This window comes from Geothermobacter ehrlichii (assembly GCF_008124615.1).
GTDB classification, from domain to species: Bacteria; Desulfobacterota; Desulfuromonadia; order Desulfuromonadales; family Geothermobacteraceae; genus Geothermobacter; species Geothermobacter ehrlichii.
Genome location: NZ_VNIB01000001.1, coordinates 18,818 through 37,630, shown reverse-complemented (window position 1 = coordinate 37,630; position 18,813 = coordinate 18,818). Strand labels below are relative to the sequence as shown.

At 64.3% G+C, this 18,813-nt stretch carries 14 protein-coding genes; 2 read left to right on the top strand and 12 right to left on the bottom strand.

All coding sequences use genetic code 11. The features are described from left to right. Nucleotides 1–33 precede the first annotated feature (33 nt). From EDC39_RS00150 to nadC, 7 genes are all read right to left on the bottom strand, one after another. Nucleotides 34–534 (bottom strand): MogA/MoaB family molybdenum cofactor biosynthesis protein, encoded by a 501-nt coding sequence (locus tag EDC39_RS00150; protein ID WP_148894078.1) that lies wholly within the window; start codon nt 532–534, stop codon nt 34–36. Between the two features lie 16 nt (nt 535–550). Beyond that, nucleotides 551–1,582 (bottom strand): hypothetical protein, encoded by a 1,032-nt coding sequence (locus EDC39_RS00145; protein ID WP_148894077.1) that lies wholly within the window; start codon nt 1,580–1,582, stop codon nt 551–553. A 17-nt stretch (nt 1,583–1,599) separates the two neighbouring features. Next, on the bottom strand, nt 1,600–2,883 hold the full coding sequence (locus EDC39_RS00140) for an SPOR domain-containing protein (protein ID WP_148894076.1): 1,284 nt from the start codon (nt 2,881–2,883) through the stop codon (nt 1,600–1,602). 102 nt (nt 2,884–2,985) lie between these two features. Further along, complete coding sequence (gene fusA / locus EDC39_RS00135) at nt 2,986–5,064, bottom strand: elongation factor G (protein ID WP_148894075.1); 2,079 nt, start codon at nt 5,062–5,064, stop codon at nt 2,986–2,988. A 124-nt stretch (nt 5,065–5,188) separates the two neighbouring features. After that, nucleotides 5,189–5,962: a type III pantothenate kinase gene (locus EDC39_RS00130; protein WP_148894074.1), complete on the bottom strand. Its 774-nt coding sequence runs from the start codon at nt 5,960–5,962 to the stop codon at nt 5,189–5,191. A gap of 1 nt (nt 5,963) precedes the next feature. Beyond that, nucleotides 5,964–6,983 (bottom strand): biotin--[acetyl-CoA-carboxylase] ligase, encoded by a 1,020-nt coding sequence (locus tag EDC39_RS00125; RefSeq protein WP_148894073.1) that lies wholly within the window; start codon nt 6,981–6,983, stop codon nt 5,964–5,966. Nucleotides 6,984–7,042: 59 nt separating this feature from the next. Next, nucleotides 7,043–7,867, bottom strand: a complete 825-nt coding sequence (gene nadC, locus EDC39_RS00120; RefSeq protein WP_148894072.1) for a carboxylating nicotinate-nucleotide diphosphorylase — start codon at nt 7,865–7,867, stop codon at nt 7,043–7,045. A 249-nt stretch (nt 7,868–8,116) separates the two neighbouring features. On the opposite strand from nadC, the gene EDC39_RS00115 reads away from it, so the two are divergent. Next, nucleotides 8,117–9,010 (top strand): OmpA family protein, encoded by an 894-nt coding sequence (locus EDC39_RS00115; RefSeq protein ID WP_148894071.1) that lies wholly within the window; start codon nt 8,117–8,119, stop codon nt 9,008–9,010. A gap of 129 nt (nt 9,011–9,139) precedes the next feature. Here EDC39_RS00115 and EDC39_RS00110 read toward each other — a convergent pair whose 3' ends face one another. The 4 genes from EDC39_RS00110 to EDC39_RS00095 all read right to left on the bottom strand — a co-directional run bounded on the left by EDC39_RS00110 (nt 9,140) and on the right by EDC39_RS00095 (nt 14,346). Beyond that, a complete protein-coding gene (locus tag EDC39_RS00110; RefSeq protein ID WP_148894070.1) occupies nt 9,140–9,832 on the bottom strand; it encodes a hypothetical protein in 693 nt (230 codons plus the stop codon). Nucleotides 9,833–9,899: 67 nt separating this feature from the next. Continuing rightward, entirely contained in the window at nt 9,900–10,859 is a 960-nt protein-coding gene (locus EDC39_RS00105; protein ID WP_148894069.1) for a GTPase-activating protein, read from the bottom strand. 240 nt (nt 10,860–11,099) lie between these two features. Next, nucleotides 11,100–12,401 (bottom strand): ParA family protein, encoded by a 1,302-nt coding sequence (locus EDC39_RS00100; RefSeq protein ID WP_148894068.1) that lies wholly within the window; start codon nt 12,399–12,401, stop codon nt 11,100–11,102. A 22-nt stretch (nt 12,402–12,423) separates the two neighbouring features. After that, nucleotides 12,424–14,346 (bottom strand): ABC transporter ATP-binding protein, encoded by a 1,923-nt coding sequence (locus EDC39_RS00095; RefSeq protein WP_148894067.1) that lies wholly within the window; start codon nt 14,344–14,346, stop codon nt 12,424–12,426. A gap of 239 nt (nt 14,347–14,585) precedes the next feature. Here EDC39_RS00095 and EDC39_RS00090 point away from each other — a divergent pair, with 239 nt between their 5' ends. Next, a complete protein-coding gene (locus EDC39_RS00090; RefSeq protein ID WP_148894066.1) occupies nt 14,586–16,976 on the top strand; it encodes an Rne/Rng family ribonuclease in 2,391 nt (796 codons plus the stop codon). Nucleotides 16,977–17,115: 139 nt separating this feature from the next. Here EDC39_RS00090 and EDC39_RS00085 read toward each other — a convergent pair whose 3' ends face one another. Then, on the bottom strand, nt 17,116–18,678 hold the full coding sequence (locus EDC39_RS00085) for a sensor domain-containing diguanylate cyclase (RefSeq protein WP_148894065.1): 1,563 nt from the start codon (nt 18,676–18,678) through the stop codon (nt 17,116–17,118). Nucleotides 18,679–18,813 lie beyond the last annotated feature (135 nt).

Below are 18,813 nucleotides of genomic sequence, written 5' to 3'. Positions count from 1 at the left end.
GCTTTTTCTCCCTCTTGCCGGCCCGAAAACGGCTCAGCGGCCGCAATCGGTGGGATCGCCCTTGAGCTTGCCCAGGGCGTGCGACAGCGCCGGCAGCAGCACCGCGAAATTTTCCCGGGCCGCTTTCGGGCTGCCAGGGAGATTGACGATGAGGGTTTCTCCGCGCATGCCGACCACGCCCCGCGACAGCATGGCATGCGGCGTCTTCTTCAGGCTCTCCAGCCGCATCGCCTCGGCCATGCCCGGTACCAGCCGGTCGACCACCTGCAGGGTCGCTTCCGGAGTGACATCGCGCGGAGACAGGCCTGTGCCGCCGGTGGTCAGCACCAGATCGAGCCGAAGGTTGTCGGCCCAGTCGATCAGAACCTCGACGATGCGCTCCTGCTCGTCCGGAATGATCGCCGTCCGAATCACCTCGCCCAGCCCGGTGCACATTTCGGCCAGCAACGGGCCGCTTTCGTCGACCCGCTCGCCGCGGGCCCCCTTGTCCGAAAGGGTGAGGATTCCGATGGTGAAATTCTGTTTGTCCGTCATGTTTCGTTCCACTCCCTCATCGGCGCTTCTCCTTGGCCATCAACATCCGCCGGGCATTGTTGACAATCACCTGGGAGACGTTGCGACTCTTGGCCAGCTCCTTCAGTTCCTTTTCCGACAGCGTCGCCATGTAGCGCAGCGCCTTGGGCAGGGGTGTGCGGGGATGCATGACCAGGGCCTTGCGGATTTCGTAGTTCTTCACCCACTCCCGGTTGAGGGTGATCAGTCGGATCAGCTCGTCGTTGGAGCTTCTGTTGCGGGCGATGGCCAGTACCTCGCCCTCGGTGATGCGCGGGTTTTTCAGCACCGCCGAGCAGACCAGCTTGTTGGGATCCTTGACCAGCAGGCTGCGCCACTCCTTGTCGCCGGTCAGGGCCATCTTGATCTTGTCCGACACGCCGAAGGTGAGCAGCAACTGGTATTTCGACTTCGGCAAGTCATCGTCGTCCAGCTCCTCGATCTCGCCGAAATCCTCGTCTTCGTCCTCATCTTCAGCACCGGCAGGGGCCACCTTCTGCTGCGCCGCCGGCTCCTGCTTCTTCTCCGGATCGACCCAGCCGAGACGGTACTTCACCGCCTTGTCCACCTTCGGATTGGCGAAGATGGCGTCGACCAGATCCGGGCAGCCGATCAGCCGCTCGGCGTTGTTGGCGATCAGCGACACCACCGTACCGTCGGCCTGGCGGGCGACGTGCAGCAACGTGGCATCGGGCAGGTTCGGATGGATGAGAAGCTGCTCCATCAGAGCCAGATCCCGCATCCGGAACCGCGCCAGAAAGTCGAGCAGCTGCGGATGGGTACCATCGTCGGCGATCAGTGCCTGCAAAATGCCGGCGGGAAGCTCCCGGACGGTCCCGCGCGCCAGCTCTTTCAGCTCCTCATCCTTGCCGTAGGCGAACAGGAAGAGGACGGTCACCAGGTCACGGCCGTCCAACGGCAGCGCCGCTTTGGCCGCCGCCAGCTTGACATCACGTGGGGCGCCGGCGGCAACCACCCGGGCCACCGCCGGCGAAACCTTCAGCTTGACCTTTCTGACCTGTTCCGACACGAACGACCCTCGGACGCTCAAGGAGCGACAATCTCGCCTTCGAGCCCTGCCTGGCGCATCGCCGCGGCCGCCTTTCGGGCGGCGGCGCGATCGGAAAAGGGTCCGATACTCACCTTTTTCAGCGGCACCTGGACATCGACCTTGACCTCGTCGAGGCGAATCCCTTTCTTTTCCCAAAGGACGTCAGCATAGCGCCGCGCCTTGTCGACATTGACAAAAGAACCGGCATAGACGGCCCCCTTCTCCTGCTCATAAACGACAAAGGCCCCCGGCGCGATCTTCTTCAGCTCATCGAGATGCCGCCGGGCCTCCTGGCGGGGATAGACGCCGTAGCGCAGGCGAACCATGGAGCGGGTGATTTTCCCCGCCTCGACCCGGGGTTCATAGCCAAGCTTCTTTACCGTCGCGAGGGCGTCGCGCAGATTCGCGGGCAAAATGAAAGCACCTACGCGCACCCGGTAGCCCGCGGACAACGCCCCGCCAGCCGGCTGTTCTTGCTGGCCAGAGGATGTCCCGGCGGCCGGAGGCGCGACCGGCTTCTGTTCGGCCGCTGCTGTCGCCGCCTGCTCTGCCACCGTTTTGACCTCGGTCGCCGGCTTCGCCGGGGACTCTGCCGCTTCTGGCTGCGCCGCAGCAGCAGACTTTTCGGGCAGGGACGCCACCGCGGCCTCTCTTTCGCTGCCGGCCTTGCCAGCATCAGCGGCTGTCGGTGCCACCGTCTTCGCTGCGGACGCGTTGGCGGTCAGCCTTTCCTCTCCGGCAACAGCGACCGGCCGCCGCTCGACCACCTCGGTGACCGGCTTCTCCTTCGCCGCCGGCGGCGGCTTGATCGGCAGCTTCTTGCTGGCGACTGACGCTGGAGCGGGAGCCTGTTCTCCGCCTCGATCAACCAGGAAGAAGACGGCAGCGGCAGCGACCGCCAGCAGCAGAAGCAGCAGCAACCGGGAGGGCGACCGCTTCGCTTCGTGCTCCTCCTGCTCCTGCAGCAGGGCTTCGAGCGGCTCCCCTTCTTCGTCGCCCTGTAGCGCCGTGAGTACCGGCGTTGCGGACGACGCCGACGGCGGCGCCTCGGGCTGGTCGCCCGAGAAGGTGACATCGAGCGGCTCCTCGTCCCCGACCGACGCGGTGTTCGGCTCCGCTTCGGCGAAATCGAAGCCAAAGTCATCGCCTCGACCGGAAGCAGCTTTTGCCTCCCCTTCCTCGTCATCCAGGCTGTCGATGGTCAGCTCCTCCTCGATCTCCGGCGCCTCGTCTTCCCCTTCGGCGTCGAAACCGAAGAGTTCATCGTCACGCTTGTCCATCTCCTGTCACCCCTTCCTGATTAAAAAGCAGCTCTCCGCCAACAGTATCTCCATGCCGGCGAAAAGTCCTGCACCCGGCCGGAACCGGGTGCAGGAACGATATCACTCGGCCTGCTTCGCCGCCTCGACGATCTTGGCGGTCAGGTGCGACGGCACCTCCTCGTAGTGGGAAAATTCCATGGTGAACAGCCCCCGGTCCGAGGTCATCGACCGCAACTCGGGAGCGTACTTGAGCACCTCGGCCATGGGAACATGCACCTTGACCACCTGGTTGCTCCCCAGGGGATCGACGCCGAGCACCTTGCCGCGGCGCGAGTTCATGTCGCCGATCACGTCGCCGACACATTCGTCGGGTACAGTGACCTCCATCTCCATGATCGGCTCGAGCAGAACCGGACCAGCCGCCTCGACCGCCTTCTTGAAGGCCTGGGAGCCGGCGATCTTGAAGGCCATCTCCGATGAGTCGACGCTGTGATGGCCACCGTCGAACAAGGTGACGCGAATGTCCTGAACCGGGTAGCCGGCCAGGGGCCCCTTGCGGTAGGCCTCCTGGATTCCCTTGTCGACGGCCGGAATGAACTGACGCGGGATGACACCGCCGACGATCTTGTCGACGAACTCGTACCCCTCGCCGCGCGGCAGCGGCTCGACCTTGATGGTGACATCGGCGAACTGGCCGCGGCCGCCCGACTGCTTCTTGTGCCGGTAGGACATGTCCACCGCCTTCTTGATCGTTTCGCGGTAGGGAACCTTCGGCTCCTTCAGCACCACGTCGACCCCGAACTTGCGCTTCAGTTTCTCGCAGGCAACCTCGATGTGGACCTGCCCCATACCGGAGAGGATCATCTCCTTGGTTTCGTCGTCGCGCTGCACCTGCAGGGTGGGATCCTCTTCCATCAGCCGGTGCAGGGCGGACATGATCTTGTCCTCGTCCCCCTTGCTCTTGGCCTCCAGGGCGAAGGAAATGACCGGTTTCAGAGCCAGAGGGCTTTCGTAGATGACCGGCTTGGCGGGATCACAGAGGGTGTCGCCGGTCATGGTCTCCTTGAGCTTGGCCACGGCGACGATATCGCCGGCCTCGGCCTCGGTCATCGGTTTCTGCTTCTTCCCCTCCATCTCGTAGAGGGTCGACAGGCGTTCGTTGCAGTCGCGGTTCGGGTTGTAGACACTGGTGTCGGGCCGGATCGAACCCGAATAGATCCTGAAGAGGGTCAGCTTGCCGGCATAGGGATCGCTGATGGTCTTGAAGACCATGGCGGAGAAGGGCTCGGCCGGGTCGGGATTGCGCTTGACCTCGTCGCCGGTCTTGGGATCGGTGCCGATCTGCGTCCCCTTGTCCAGCGGCGACGGCAGGCAGGCGACGATGTAGTCGAGCAGTTGGCGGACGCCGATGTTGGCGGTGGCGCTGCCGCAGAGCACCGGCGTGAAAACGCCGGTCAGCGTCCCTTCGCGCAGCCCGGCGTAGATCTCCTCATCGGTCAGCTCTTCGGTTTCGAGGTATTTCTCCATCAGGTCGTCGTCGGCTTCGGCCGCCGCCTCGACCAGCATGAACCGCAGGCGCTCGGCCTCCTCGCGGTACTCTTCTGGAATCTCTTCCTCGGAATAGGTTCCCTTTTCGTCGAACTGGAAGATCCGGGCCTTCATGTGCACCAGGTCGATGATCCCCTTGAAGTCGGCCTCGCTGCCGATCGGCATGTTCACCGGCACCGGCCGGGTCCCCAGCGCCTTTTCCAGATCGTCGAGCGCCTTGAGATAGTCGGCCCGCTCGCGGTCGAGCTTGTTGACGAAGGCGATGCGGGGCACCTCGAACTCATCCATCCACTTCCAGATCCGGTTGGTCTGGGCCTTGACCCCGTCGACCGCCGAGATGACCAGAACCGCTCCGCCGAGGATGCGCAGGCAGTTGCGGGTATCGTGCAGAAAGTTGGTGTAGCCGGGAGTGTCCACCAGGTGCAACCCGTGGCCGTCCCATTCGCAATGATGCAGGCTGGAGCTGATGGTGATCCGCCGCTTGACCTCCTCCGGCTCGAAATCCATGTTGGAGGTTCCGTCATCAACCTTGCCGAGACGATCGGTCATCCCGGTATTGAACAGCATCGCTTCGGTCAGGGATGTCTTGCCGGCATCCCCCTGGCCCACAATTCCAAGATTTCTGATCTTCGAGGTGTCGTACTTTCCCATGGCCGCTCCTTTCACCCCGCCTGCCGGCGGGAGCTGAAATTGTGACAGGATCGATCGGATCCTCTCGCAGGTTGACTCTTGGCGGATGTTAAGATTTTGATCGTATCACCCGCCCCCGGGGGTGTCAAAGACCGCTCCGGTTGCGCTGATGGATGATGCGCAGCCCCTCCAGGGTCAGGTTGGGATGAACCTCCTCGATGGTTTCCGAAACTTCGGCCAGCAACGAAGCCAGCCCGCCGGTGGCCAGAACGGCGGGACTGTCGCCGGCCTCCTGCTGCATCTTCCGCACGATGCCGTCGACCAGGCCGCAATAGCCGTAGAACAGGCCCGCCTGGATGCTGTTGACCGTGTTCTTGGCGATGACCGCCGGCGGCCTGGCGACCTCGACCCGCGGCAGCTTGCTCGCCTTTTCGAACAGCGCCTCGGTCGAAATGACCAGGCCGGGAGCGATAGCGCCGCCGAGGTATTCCCCTCGCGCCGAAATGTAGTCGAAGGTGGTCGCCGTGCCGAAATCGACAACGATGAGGCTGCGTTTCTTCAGCTCGTAGGCGGCCACCGCGTTGACGATGCGGTCGGCACCGACCTCGCGCGGATTGTCGTAGAGAATGGGCATCCCCGTCCTGATGCCGGGACCGACGACGCAGGGCTGCAGGTCGAAATAGGTGCGGCAGAGCTGTTCGAGAACCTGCAGCATGGGGGGAACGACACTCGAGATGATGACGTCCTCGACGTCCCGGAAATGCAGCCCCGCCATGCTGAACAGCTCATGAATCAGCATGGCGTATTCGTCGGAGGTCCGCGCCTTGTCGGTGGTCAGCCGCCAGTGGTGCAGCAGCTCTTGAGAGCGGTAGATGCCGAAAACGGTGTTGCTGTTGCCGATGTCGATAACCAGAAGCATGTCAATGTTCCTTCGTTGCCTGTTCACCCGGGTCCGTCCCGAGCGGTCTGACATCCCCGGCCAGTATCCTTTCGACCCCGCCGCCGGGCCCATCGAGCAGCAGGGCGCCGTCGCCGTCGATGCCCCTGACCCGGCCGCGCAGCGTTCCCTCGCCACAGGAGACTTCGACCCGCCGGCCAATCAGGTCGCAGTTCGCTTCCCAGGCCAGACGTACCGGTTCGAAACCCCGCTCCCGATAGAGGCGGTAGAGAGCATCGAGATGCCGGCAGATGGCGCAGGCGAGATCGATCCGGGAATAGTTCCGTCCCCCCTCGATGGCCAGGGAGGTCGCCGGATAGCGGAGAGTCGACGGGATCTGTTCGGGGCTCATGTTGACGTTCAGGCCGATGCCGAGAACGACGGCGCGCACCCGGTCCATGTCGGCGCTCAGTTCGCTGAGCAGCCCCGCGACCTTGCGCCCTCCCAGCAGCAGGTCGTTGGGCCACTTGACGCGGGGCGACAGGGCGCAGACCTCCTCGACGGCGCGTACCACCGCCATCGCAGCGAGAAAGGTCATCTGCGGCGCGTCCCAGGGAGGAATCTCGGGACGGAGGATGATCGACGTGTAGAGGTTGACCCCGGGGGGAGAGAGCCAGCTGCGACCAAGCCGGCCCTTGCCGGCATCCTGGGCTTCGGCGATGAGAACCGTCCCCTCCTCGGCGCCCTGCTCGGCCAGACGCAGGGCCTGCAGGTTGGTGGAATCGGTACGCTCGAAGCAGACGACCCGTCGTCCGACGAGACTTTCGCCGAGCCGGGAGCGGATCTCTTCCGGCGTCACCCGGTCGGGACCGCCGAGCAGGCGGTAGCCCCGGCTGCGCTCGGCCTCGATCCGGTAGCCTCTGGCGCGCAACAACTCGATCTGCTTCCAGACGGCCGCCCGGCTGATCCCCAGCTCACGACTCAGCCGCGCTCCGGAAACATGCTGACCGCCCGCCTCGCGAAACAGGCGAAGAAGTTGTTGTCGCACGTCAGTTGCTGGCAAACAGGTCTCCGTCCCTCGAAAATGGAGCGTCGGGTCCTCCTCCCGGGATCGGGGAGCGACTACTGAAACAGCATGGAAATATCGACGGCACGGTACGAATGGGTCAGCGCGCCGACCGAAATCAGATCGACGCCGGTGGCGGCGATATCGGCGACCGTCTCCAGGTTGACCCCGCCGCTGGCCTCGGTCAGCGCCCGCCCGTCGACCAGCGCCACCGCCTCGCGCAGCTGGTCGAGACTCATGTTGTCGAGCAGAATGGCATCGGCGCCGGCCTCCAGCGCCTGCCGGACCTCGTCCAGGTCGCGGGTCTCGACCTCGATCTTCATCAGGTGCGGCACCCGGTCGCGGGCCCGCTCGACCGCCGCACCGATGCCGCCCGCGGCGGCGATATGGTTTTCCTTGATCAGGATGCCGTCGTACAGTGCCGTGCGGTGATTGCGGCCGCCCCCCATGCGCACAGCGTATTTCTCGACGGCGCGCAGGCCGGGCGTGGTCTTGCGGGTATCGACGATGACCGCTCCGGTGCCGGCGACGGCATCGACGTACCTGCGGGTCAGGGTGGCGACCCCGCTCATGCGCTGCAGCAGGTTCAGGGCGACCCGCTCCCCCTGCAGCAGAACGGCCGCCTCGCCCTTGATCCAGGCCAGAACGTCACCGCGCTCGATCTTCTGTCCGTCGGCCTTCAGTGCCTCGAAGGCGGTATCGGCATCGAGCTGCCGGAACACCTCCCGGGCGACGTCGATGCCGGCCAGAACGAAATCCTCCTTGGCAACCAGCTCGGCCCTGGCCATGGTTCCCGGTTCGATGGTGGCCATGGTGGTCAGGTCGCCCAGGCCGATATCCTCGCGCAGCGCCTCGCGGACGAGGCGTTGAATCTCATGCATCCCTGCCCCCTGAATTTTGAAAAAGTAGGTGAATGGCGGCGAAACCGACCGACGGCACACCGAAGCCGGCCCACAGCGCATCCTCGGCCGCGTTTGTTTATCAACAGCCGCTAAGCTATTGAAAACACTTTTTTATATCACAGCCCCTCGACCCCGACAAGGGAAAACGGAACGCTGTTTTCCCTTTACAGGGTGGGCGGTTGCGGCCAGAATGGCGCAAACGAAACCAGCGAAAGCAAGGAGGCGAACGTGACTTCGAGAATCGTCATCGTCACCTGCCTGCTCCTGATGGCGGCAGGTTGTGTCAGCAAGTCGACCTACGAGCAGCAGGTGGCCGCATTCAACGGCCTGCAGGCCGAGTTCAGCGACCTGCAGAGCCGCTACCGGAATCTGAGCGACGATTTTGACGCCCTGCGCGCCAAACACGAGGCGCTGCAGAAGAAGAAGGACGAGACCGACCAGCTCCTGGCCGCCTGCGAGGCCGACCTGGACAGGGCCCAGAAGGATATCCTGCGACTGGAGGATGTCCTGTCGACCCGCAGCGCCGAGGCCGGCAAGGCAATGGCCGAAATGCGCCGCCGGATCGACGAGCTGGAAACGGCGAAACGCGAGCTGGAAAAACAGGTCGAACGTGAGCGTCTCGCCCGCGAGGCCCGCATCGCAAAAATGAAAACCACCTACGATGCCCTGGTCGGCAAGCTGGAGGAGGAAATCAAGCGCGGCGAGATCACCATTTCGGAACTGCAGGGGCGGCTGACCGTTAACATGGTCGAGCGCATCCTGTTCGACTCCGGCAGTGCCGACATCAAGCCGGAAGGGCTGAAAATCCTGGCCCGCGTCGGCGATATCCTGAAGAACGTCCAGGACAAGGACATCCTGGTGGAAGGCCACACCGACAACGTTCCCATCAGCGCCCGGCTGCGCGACCGTTTCCCCAGCAACTGGGAGCTTTCCACCGCCCGCGCCGCCAACGTGGTCCATTTCCTCCAGGACCGGGTGGGCATTCCGGGCAGCCGCCTGGCCATCGTCGGCTACGGCGAACATCGCCCCATCGCCGACAACGACACGCCGGAAGGACGCGAGGAGAACCGCCGCATCCAGATCGTGCTGGTGGCACCCCAGGGACATCCCGCCGTCAACTGACCCGGATACATCGAGGCCCTCCGGGGTATTCCGGAGGGCCTCGCTCCACTGAACAGGGTACGCCAACGGCCCTGTCCTCGCCTTTCAGCCTGTCGACGACCTGCCGCCGGCAGCCTCCCGTCGCCCGGCCTACCGCAACAGCCGCGCCAGATAGAAGAAGGTTCCGCCGACCGAGATGCCGGCGAGAAAATTGCCCACATCCGAACAGATCTGCGAAAGCTGGAAGCGGAAGGGATACAGTTCGCCGACCGCCGGATCGGTAAAGTGGTAGACCTGGATATAGAGTTCGGAGCCCCGCCAGAGGAAGATGAAGAAGAAGACCACGATGAAGGCGATGAAGCCCTTGCTGATGGGGCTGTCCTTGATGTTGGCGTAGATCTTCCGGATCAGGTCGATGTTGATCAGCGACAAAAAGACCCAGTTGGAGTTCTCCACCACCCGGATGATCTCCAGGGTCCTTTCGTCGGGCAGGGGGTTGATGAAGACGAAGATCACCGAGGCGATGACGACTCCCAGCGTCGCCAGGTAGACCACGGCCTTGTTCCCCTCGAACTCGAGAGTGCGGGAAAAGACGTAATACTCCTGAAAACCGTGGCTCATCACCAGGATCGAGATGGTGCCGACGATGTAGCTCATCGCCTCGATCCGCGGCACCCCGACTCCGGGCAGATAGGGGACAGCCTGGGGCAGCAGTTCCCCGATGACGATCAGCCCGAACCCGACGGCGATCGAGGTCCAGACCCGGGCGTTGCCGATGCTGAAATAGAAAGAAACGATACCGGCAATGAGCCAGAGAACCAGTTGGGCGATATGCCAATCCATGAAAATGCCTCCTGCAACCAGCGTCCTGAATTCACGGTAAGGTAAAGAAGACAACCCGACCTATCGGTCAGGCCGTCTTGAGCAGGGCCCTGATGCCCCGCTGCATGTCGTCGAGCATCTGCTTCACCGTCGAAGGGCCGGCGACCAGCTTGGCCGCCCGACCGATACGCCGGTAAAAGTCCTCCATCACCGATTCCGAAACGATACCCTGATTGGCCAGTGCCTTGTCGAACTCCTTGTCGGCCAGCTGGGCGCCGATCTTGCCGAGATGCTTCTCCGCCACGCCCCTGAGCAGACCGGCGATCTTCAGCCGGCGCTCCTTCTCCCGCTCTTCGAGGGTCCGGGCCGCCTCTTCCTCCCTGGCCCGCCGCTCCCGGGCGACGGCGTCCTGCGCTCTGTGCCAGATCGCCGTCAAATCGGCCGAGGCAAGCAGGTCGGCCATGGTCGCCTCTTCGGAAACCCGGGAGGTCAGCACGTCGATCTTGGCGCCGGGCAGCTTTGCGACCGACATGGAATTTTCCGCCGTCTTCTCCAGTTCCGTCGAGCCGTCGTGGAAGAAGCCCAGCGGCTGTCCTTCGCGATAGAAGATCAGGGCCACCCGGTCGGTGGTGTAGATGCGAAGGCAGCCGGTGATCCGGTCTTCCTTGAGCTTGCCCAGCAACGCCCGGATATCGAGCAGCTTTACTTCCTGCCCCTTGTAGAGAACTTCGCCGTGCAGCAGGGCATGAACGCTCATCGCCAGCTCGGAGGAAAGCCGATAGATGTTCAGGGCGGCACCGCCGGCCAGCGACCGCTCGAAGATGACTGCGATGGCGTCATAGGCGATCTCCCTCTGGGTGCCACCTTCGAACAGGGCGCTGATCAGCCGGCCCTTGTCGAAAATCAGAATCCCGACCCCCTTGGTCGTGTCAAATCGCAGGTATCCGGTGAAATTGCCTTTTTGCAGCTTGGCCAGGGCATCCGGCAGATTGACCTTGCCAGGATCGATGTTTTCCTTGACGGGATTGCCCTTGGGCAAAAGAATCATGGTCAACCTCTGTCATTGAAATTGCTATTGCACTGAAAATACGCCGTTTTTTAAAAAAATCAAGCAAAACGGCCACCGTTCGTTCCGACCGGCCGGACCGGCGACCGAAACAGGCCGGCGCCGACAGCGACACGGAACGCCCTCCAGCGGCTGCTGGAAATGCAAGGTTCAAGCCTGAAAACTGCGCCCGAAGCCGCATCTTGATGCCGGCTGCAGGCAGGCGTCCGGCCTGCGCTCCTTTTACAGATTGCGGGCGGCCACCTCCCGCAGCACGCGCAGGGCCAGCTGCCGCCAGCCGCCAACGCCGGAGGCGGTCAGCAGTTGCCCGGGGCTTTCATCCAGCAGGGGGAAAAGGATCACCTCCCGCAGCAGCGACTCGACCGGCTGGTCGCAGACCCGCTCGAAGAACGGCAGCATTTCCTGCAGCCCCCGCTCCGAAACACGCTCCTCCAGTTCCAGCCGACACTCTCCGTCGTAGAGACAGAGCCAGGCCTGCGGCTCGGCGCCGGTCAGGCCGGAGCCGGAGAGGACCAGAGCCAGGATGCCGGAGAATCCGTCGATCATGCTTCCGATATCGGTCCGGGCCAGCAGGCGCCCGAAACAGGGCGCGTGCACCACGCCCCGGCGGCGGCTGCGCCGGTCCTGAAAGAGCCGACCGGACGAGCCGTCGGCCGGACGGTCGCAGACCGGACACTTCCGCAGCAGCCGGCGCCGTCGCCCGGGCGGCACGTCAGCCTGAAGAACCGCGGCGCAGCGCAGGCCGCCTTCGGTCATCGCCTGCCGCCGCCGCTCCAGCACGAAGGAGGCCAGCTCGCGCATCTGCCGGTGAACGGCCGTACCGCGGGCCCGGGTCAGAACCGGGTGAATCCGGCTGTCGAACCCGGAAGCCAGGCTCTCCACCTTGGGGCTTTTCGAAATGGCGGCCGGGGCCAGGCGGAAACCGCGCTCCTGGCCGATAAAGGCCAGATATTCCCGCATGCCGACTCCGTTGCCCAGGCGCAGGCGACCGTCGATCAGACTCGGCACCAGCCAGACCCGCTCCTGACCCTGCTCCTCACCTTCCGCCGCCGCCAGAATCGAGGCGGCGTTGACCACCGAGGCGCGATCCTTGACCGGCACCAGCACCAGGTCGGCGGCTCCCAGGGCGGCGCGGGTGAAAAAATCGAGAATCGGCCGGGTGTCGAGAATCAGCACCCCGGACAGGCCGGAGGCCGCCAGCCGCCGGCGCAGCAGATCGGGCGTGGGGTCGGCGGGCGGTTCGAGCCGCCGCTCCGAACCGATGAACTGCACGCCGTACTCGCCGAGACGCACCAGCCCGGCCGCCGGCCGGTCCTGAAAGAGCCCGGCGACGGTCGCCGCGCTGCCGCCGCCGATGGCGAACATGTTGTCGACCGAGAAATGATTGTCGAAGGAGGCGATGGTCACCGGCAGTTCTTCCGCCAGCGCCTTGAGGTAGACCGCCAGGTTGGTGGCGATGGTGGTCTTGCCCACCCCGCCCTTTTCACTGGCGACGGCAACGACGTACAGGGGGCTGTCGGTCATCTGTCCCTCCTTGCCAGGCGGTTCAGGCCGGAACCTCGAGCTGAAGCTCCTCCCACCGCCGATAGAGCCGGTCGATGGCGTCCTTGAGCTCTTCGTGCCGCCCGCTCAGCTCCTTCCAGCGCTGCGGATCCTGATAGCTTTCCGGCCGCGCCATCTCCTCTTCCAGGGCGGCCAGCTCCGTCTCCCGACTTTCGATCTCGGCCTCGACCTGCCCGAGTTCCCGCTGCCGGCGTTGCTCGGCCCGCTGGGCCGCCTTGCGCCGGGCGTGCTCCCGGCGGATCGCCTCCCGGTCCTTGCGGTCGGCGGAGACAGCCGTCTTCTGCTCCACCCGCAGCTCGCTGTGCCCGGTCTCGCCCCTGGCCGCCTTGGCGGCGAGAAAATCGGAGTAGTTGCCGGGCCAGGACTCGATGCCCCCACCGCCCACCGCCACCACCCGGGTGGCCAGGGCATCGACGAAATAGCGGTCGTGACTGACGAAAACCATGGTCCCCCGGTACCCCCGGAGAGCCTCGAGCAGCACCTCTTTGGAGGCCAGGTCGAGGTGGTTGGTCGGCTCGTCGAGCAACAGCAGGTTGGCCGGACGCAACAGCAGGATGGCCAGCGCCAGGCGGTTGCGCTCGCCGCCGGAAAGCACCCGCACCGGCTTGTCGACATCGTCGCCGCTGAACAGAAAGCTGCCGAGAATGTCGCGCACCCGCGGCACCATGGAAAAGGGCGCAGCCTCGGTCATCTGCTGCAGCACCGTCTTCTGCGGGTCGAGCACCTTCGCCTGATCCTGGGCGAAATAGGCCATCACCAGATTGTGTCCCTCGACGCGCCGGCCGGCGGCGGGTGCCTCGACCCCGGCCAGCAGCCGCATCAGGGTCGACTTGCCGGCCCCGTTGGGACCGACCAGGGCGATGCGCTCCCCCCGCTCCACCCGCAGATCGATGCCGTCGAGAACCCGCAAGTCGCCATAGACCTGGCTTGCGCCCTCCAGTACCAGTACCTCCCGGCCGCTCTTCGGCGGCTCGGGAAAACGGAAGGCGATCCGCTTGCGCTGCGGCGGCAGAACGATCCGTTCCATCTTCTCCAGCTGCCGGATGCGGCTCTGCACCAGGGAAGCCTTGTTGGCCTGGTAGCGGAAGCGGTTGATGAACGCCTCGATGCGGGCGATCTCCTCGTCCTGCCGGCGCTTGGCCTCGCGCAGGGCCTCGATCCGCTCCTCGCGCAGACGCAGATAGGCCGAGTAGTTGCCGGGATACTCGCTCAACCCGCCGTTCCACAGCTCGACGATGCGGCCGACCACCTGGTCGAGAAAGAAACGGTCGTGCGACACCAGCACCACCGCGTGCGGATAGCCCTGCAGGTAGCTCTCCAGCCAGTCGCGGGCCGGCAGATCGAGATGGTTGGTCGGCTCGTCGAGCAGCAGCAGGTTGGGACGGCGCAGCAGCAGTCTCGCCAGGGCGATACGCATCTGCCAGCCGCCGGAAAAGGTTTCGCAGGGGCGCTGCCAGTCGGCTTCGGCAAAGCCGAGCCCGCGCAGCACCCGCCCGACCTCGGCCTCCATGGCGTAGCCGCCGCGCCGGGCGAAGAACTCTTCCAGCTCTGCGTAGCGTTGCAGCAGCTCCTCGTCCGGCTCCGTTTCGAGCCGCCGCTGCAGCTCGGACAGCTCCTTTTCGATGGCGACCAGCTCGTCGAGTCCGGAACGGACCTCCTCGAACAGGGTGCGGCCGGCATGGGTCAGGCCGTCCTGCGGCAAATAGCCGAAGGTGGTCCCCCGGGCGCAACTGATGCGGCCGCCGTCGGGCTCGATTCTGCCGGCGAGAATCTTCAGCAGCGTCGTCTTGCCGCTGCCGTTGTCTCCACAGAGACCGATCCGGTCGCCTGGACGGATGTGCAGGTTCACCCCGGAAAAGAGCACCCGGTCGGCAAACTCCTTGCGCAGGTCGTTCAGATGCAGCATGGCCACCTTATATAACACAGCCGCCGGCCGCGGGGAACCGCGACGGACGGGAAAAGCGCTCCTTTTTTTTCAAAAAAAATCCAATTCTCTGGTATAGTTAGGCGAATGCGCGCCCTGCGGGGCCGCGCGCCCGTGACACACAGGGTGTCCACGGCCTGCCGGGCCGTCGCCGTCGGGGGGCGTCAATACCCCGAAAACGAGTTTGCGGCTGTCCTGCGGGGCGGCCGAAAGGATTTCACATGATCAGAAAAATGCTGGTGAATGCCACCCATCCCGAAGAGAACCGGGTGGCGATTATCGAAGACGGCATCCTGTCCGAACTGGACATCGAAATCGCCGGCCAGGAACAGACCAAGGGCAACATCTACAAGGCGACCGTGGTGCGGGTCGAATCCGGACTGCAGGCCGCCTTTGTCGACTACGGCGCCGAGCGCCTCGGCTTTCTGCAGCTCGGCGAGATTCACCCTGCGCTCTATGCCGGACAGGAAGAGGACGACCGGCCCCGGCCGCGCATCAATGACATCCTGCGTCGCGGCCAGGAACTGCTGGTGCAGATCGTCAAGGAAGAGCGGGGAAACAAGGGCGCCGCCCTGACCACCTATCTTTCCCTGCCGGGCCGCTACATGGTGCTGATGCCCGGCGACAAGGCCCGGGGCATTTCCCGCAAGATTCCGGACGGCGAAGAGCGCAAGGCCCTGCGCAAGGCGGTCGAGGCCCTGCAGGTGCCGGAGGACATGGGCATCATCGTCCGCACCGCCGCCATAGGCCGCAGCGCCGAGGAACTGCAGCGCGATCTCGACTACCTGGTCCGGCTCTACCGCAACATTCGCAGCCACGCTGACGGCAGCCAGGCACCGGCCCTCGTCTACCAGGAATCGAATCTCGTCATCCGCTCCATCCGGGACTACTTCATGCCCGACATGGACGAGGTGCTGATCGACGATCCCCAGGTCTACCAGCAGGCGCGGGAGTTCTTCTCCCAGGTGATGCCCGAGTTCGTGCACCTGGTCAAACTGCACCAGGAACAGCGCCCCATCTTCGCCAAGTACCAGATCGAAGAGCAGATCGAAACCATCACCCAGAACCAGGTCAACCTCCCTTCCGGCGGCTCCATCGTCATCGACCCGACCGAAGCCCTGGTCGCCATCGACGTCAACTCGGGCAAGATGGCCGGTGAACAGGGAATCGAGGCCACGGCCTACAAGACCAACCTGGAGGCGGCCACCGAGGTGGCCCGGCAGCTGCGGCTGCGCGACCTCGGCGGTCTGATCGTCATCGACTTCATCGACATGCGCGACCGCAAACATGTCCGCGAGGTGGAAAAGACCCTGAAGGCGGCCCTGGCCAGCGACAAGGCCCGGGTCACCGTCGGCCGGATCAGCCAGTTCGGCCTGCTCGAGATGAGCCGGCAACGCATCAAGGCCGCCCTCGCCGCCGGCGCCTGGAACACCTGCCCCCACTGCAACGGCCGGGGCAAGGTCAAGAGCACCGAGGCCCAGGCGGTGGCCGTCATGCGCAAGATCCACGCCGCCATCGCCAAGAAGCAGATAGCCCGGGTCGAAGTCAGGGCGCCGCTCGAAGTCGCCGACTACCTGCACAACAGCCGCCGGGAAGAGCTGCTCGACATGGAGCGGCGTTACCAGACGAGCATTGTCATCCACTCCACGGTCGACCTGAAGGCGGAAGAGGTCATTCTCGATCTGCAGAAACGGGAGAAACAGAGCGGCGAGAAGAGAGAGGGCGCCGAACCGGTCACTGCCGCCACCGCCCTGGCCAAAAGTCTGGCGCCGGAACGAAAACACACTCCCGAAACCGGGGATGAGGCGAAGCCGCACCAGCAGAGCCCGTCCAGACGGACCGACAACGGCGCGCCGGCGGACGAAGACACCGCAAGCGGCGAACGGCAGCAGGAGAAGCGAAGAAGCCGGCGCCGGAGGAGAAAGTCGGCCGACAAGGCAGCCACCGGCGACCTCCCCGCCGACACGGAGGCGGCCGGCAAGGACGAGACGCAGCAGAAGGTGACCGAAACCGCGGCCGCAGTCGAGCAGCCCGCCGACAGCGGCGGCGAACAGGCGTCGGAGAACAAGCCGAGGCGTCGACGCACCGCGCGCAAAAAGAGTGGCGAAACGCAGCAGGAAAAGACGACGGACGCCGCGGCCGCGACCGAACAGGCCGCCGACAGCGGCGAACAGGCGCCGGAGGAGAAGCCGAAGCGTCGCCGCACCGCACGCAAAAAGAGCAATGAGACGCAGCAGGAAGCGACGACAGACGCCGCGACCGCGACCGAACAGGCCGCCGACAGCGGCGAACAGGCGCCGGAGGAGAAGCCGAAGCGTCGCCGCACCGCGCGCAAAAAGAGTGGCGAAACGCAGCAGGAAGCGACGACCGACACCGCGACCGCGACCGAACAGGCCGCCGACAGCGGCGAACAGGCGCCGGAGGAGAAGCCGAAGCGTCGCCGCACCGCGCGCAAAAAGAGCAATGAGACGCAGCAGGAAGCGACGACCGAAACCGCGACCGCGACCGGGCAGTCCGCCGACAGCGACGACGAAAAAGCCTCGGAAGACAAGCCGAAGCGCCGCCGCAGCACGCGCCGCAAAACGACAGACACCCCGGAGACGACATCCTGAGCCTGCTGAAAAAGGCCCGTCTACGGCGTTATCCTCATCTCTCGGCATTCGACGTACAATCCCGGGCACGCCTCATGCCTCGACATTTCGGATGCCTTGCATGCGGACCTTTTTGCGCGGCCTGCCTTGTCAATAAGCCTCAGGCCTTCAGCCGCTTCAGCCAGCCACCCTTTTTCGGGGTATAGAGCTCGACCCGGTTGCGCCCCTTCTTCTTGGCCTCGTAAAGGGCGCCATCCGCCTGTTCGATCAGCCGGTTCTTGTCCATCTCCCGGTCGGCCGGATCGAAAACGCTCACCCCGAAACTGGCGGTGACCTCGTACCGTTCCCCGCGGTTGCCGAAGAAATGCGCCGCCGTGGCCGCCCGCAGCTTCTCCGCCACCGCCAGGGCCTGTTCGGCGTCGGTTTCCGGCAGCACCAGCACGAATTCCTCCCCGCCGTAACGGGCCAGCAGATCATAGTCCCGCACCTGCTCCCGCCACAGGGCGCAGGCTTCGCGCAGCACGAAATCACCGGCCTGGTGCCCGTAAAAGTCGTTGATCTTCTTGAAATTGTCCAGGTCGATCATCACCAGGCTCAACGGATGTCCGCCACGAATGGTGCGGTTGAGCTCCCGGTCGAGATGTTCCTGGAAATAGCGGTGATTGTAGACCCCGGTCAGACCGTCCAGGTTGGCGATCCCCTCCAGGTAGGCATTCTTTTCCTGCAACTCGGCGTTGAGCCGCTCCAGCTCCAGCTTGGCGGCGACAAGCTCGCGATTCATCTGCTCGTACGACATGTTGAGCAGACTCAGCTCGATGTTCGCCTTCTGCAGAATCTCGGGAATCGACGGCGTCCCCTCGATCTTCATCCCGAAATAGTCGGCGGCGCTCGCCACCTCGGCGCTGACATTTTCCAGAATGCCGTCGACCGCCGACCCGGAAAGCTTCAGCAGCCGTTTCGCCTCCTTGCAGAAGCGATCGGCGAAATCGATCGGCCTGGCGGAATAGAGGATGTTGGCGATCAGATCGGCCAGATAGACGATGCGGATCTCCCTGGCCAGTTCGGCGTCGTCGCCGGCATAGTCCTCAGGGTTGTGGTGGTAGAGAATCGGCAGCACCAGGGTCTCCGGAAACTGCCAGCGGCGGGCGGCACGGGAACCGACATAGGCATGGTCGATGCCGAGTTCCTTCTCCTCCAGCGCAATCAGCCGGTCACTGCCGCAATCGGCCTGCTGCAAAAGGACATCATAGCGCCCCGGAAAGGCCTGGGCGAGTATCAGCACGCCGATATTGACCAGCAGGCTGACGGTAAAGACCTCCTCCGGATCAATGGAGGTTTCGACCTCGCCGACCAGCAGCTTGGCCGCCACCGCCGTCGCCAGCGACTGCTCCCAGAACCGCTGATAGTTGAAGCCCTTTTCCCGCCGCTTCTTCTCCATGCTGAGGAAGGAAAAGGAAAGCACCAGGCTGCGCACCGCGTTGGTGCCGAGGATGGCCACCGCCTGCTGAATGGAGCGCACTTCGTTGGGAAAGTTGTAGAAGGCCGAATTGACGACCTTGAGCACCTTGGCCGACAGGGAGACATCCTGGGCGATCAGCTGGGTGATCTCGTAGATGGTGGTGTCTTCCCGGCCGGTAATTTCGATAAGCTTGGAGGCGACGTTGGAGAGGGTCGGAAGCGCCCCCGAATCCATGATCTGCTGCAGTACCTCGTCCCGGTTCATCCGTTTTCTCCGCGCTTGAAGAATGCTCAGGGATCAATCCCCTTTCTTATCGGCAGACGGAGAGTAAACCCCATGAAAAAAACGGCAGGAAAAAAGAACAGGGAAGAGAATGAGGAAGGAAAGATGGACCCGGTT

Coding starts and splice junctions, on each gene's coding strand:
- EDC39_RS00150 (WP_148894078.1), bottom strand. CDS start 534: ATGACGGACAAACAGAATTTCACCATCGGAATCCTCACCCTTTCGGAC.
- EDC39_RS00105 (WP_148894069.1), bottom strand. CDS start 10,859: ATGATTCTTTTGCCCAAGGGCAATCCCGTCAAGGAAAACATCGATCCT.
- EDC39_RS00100 (WP_148894068.1), bottom strand. CDS start 12,401: ATGACCGACAGCCCCCTGTACGTCGTTGCCGTCGCCAGTGAAAAGGGC.
- EDC39_RS00140 (WP_148894076.1), bottom strand. CDS start 2,883: ATGGACAAGCGTGACGATGAACTCTTCGGTTTCGACGCCGAAGGGGAA.
- EDC39_RS00095 (WP_148894067.1), bottom strand. CDS start 14,346: ATGCTGCATCTGAACGACCTGCGCAAGGAGTTTGCCGACCGGGTGCTC.
- EDC39_RS00085 (WP_148894065.1), bottom strand. CDS start 18,678: ATGAACCGGGACGAGGTACTGCAGCAGATCATGGATTCGGGGGCGCTT.
- EDC39_RS00110 (WP_148894070.1), bottom strand. CDS start 9,832: ATGGATTGGCATATCGCCCAACTGGTTCTCTGGCTCATTGCCGGTATC.
- EDC39_RS00090 (WP_148894066.1), top strand. CDS start 14,586: ATGATCAGAAAAATGCTGGTGAATGCCACCCATCCCGAAGAGAACCGG.
- EDC39_RS00130 (WP_148894074.1), bottom strand. CDS start 5,962: ATGCTTCTGGTTATCGACATCGGCAACAGCAACACCGTTTTCGGCATC.
- fusA (WP_148894075.1), bottom strand. CDS start 5,064: ATGGGAAAGTACGACACCTCGAAGATCAGAAATCTTGGAATTGTGGGC.
- nadC (WP_148894072.1), bottom strand. CDS start 7,867: ATGCATGAGATTCAACGCCTCGTCCGCGAGGCGCTGCGCGAGGATATC.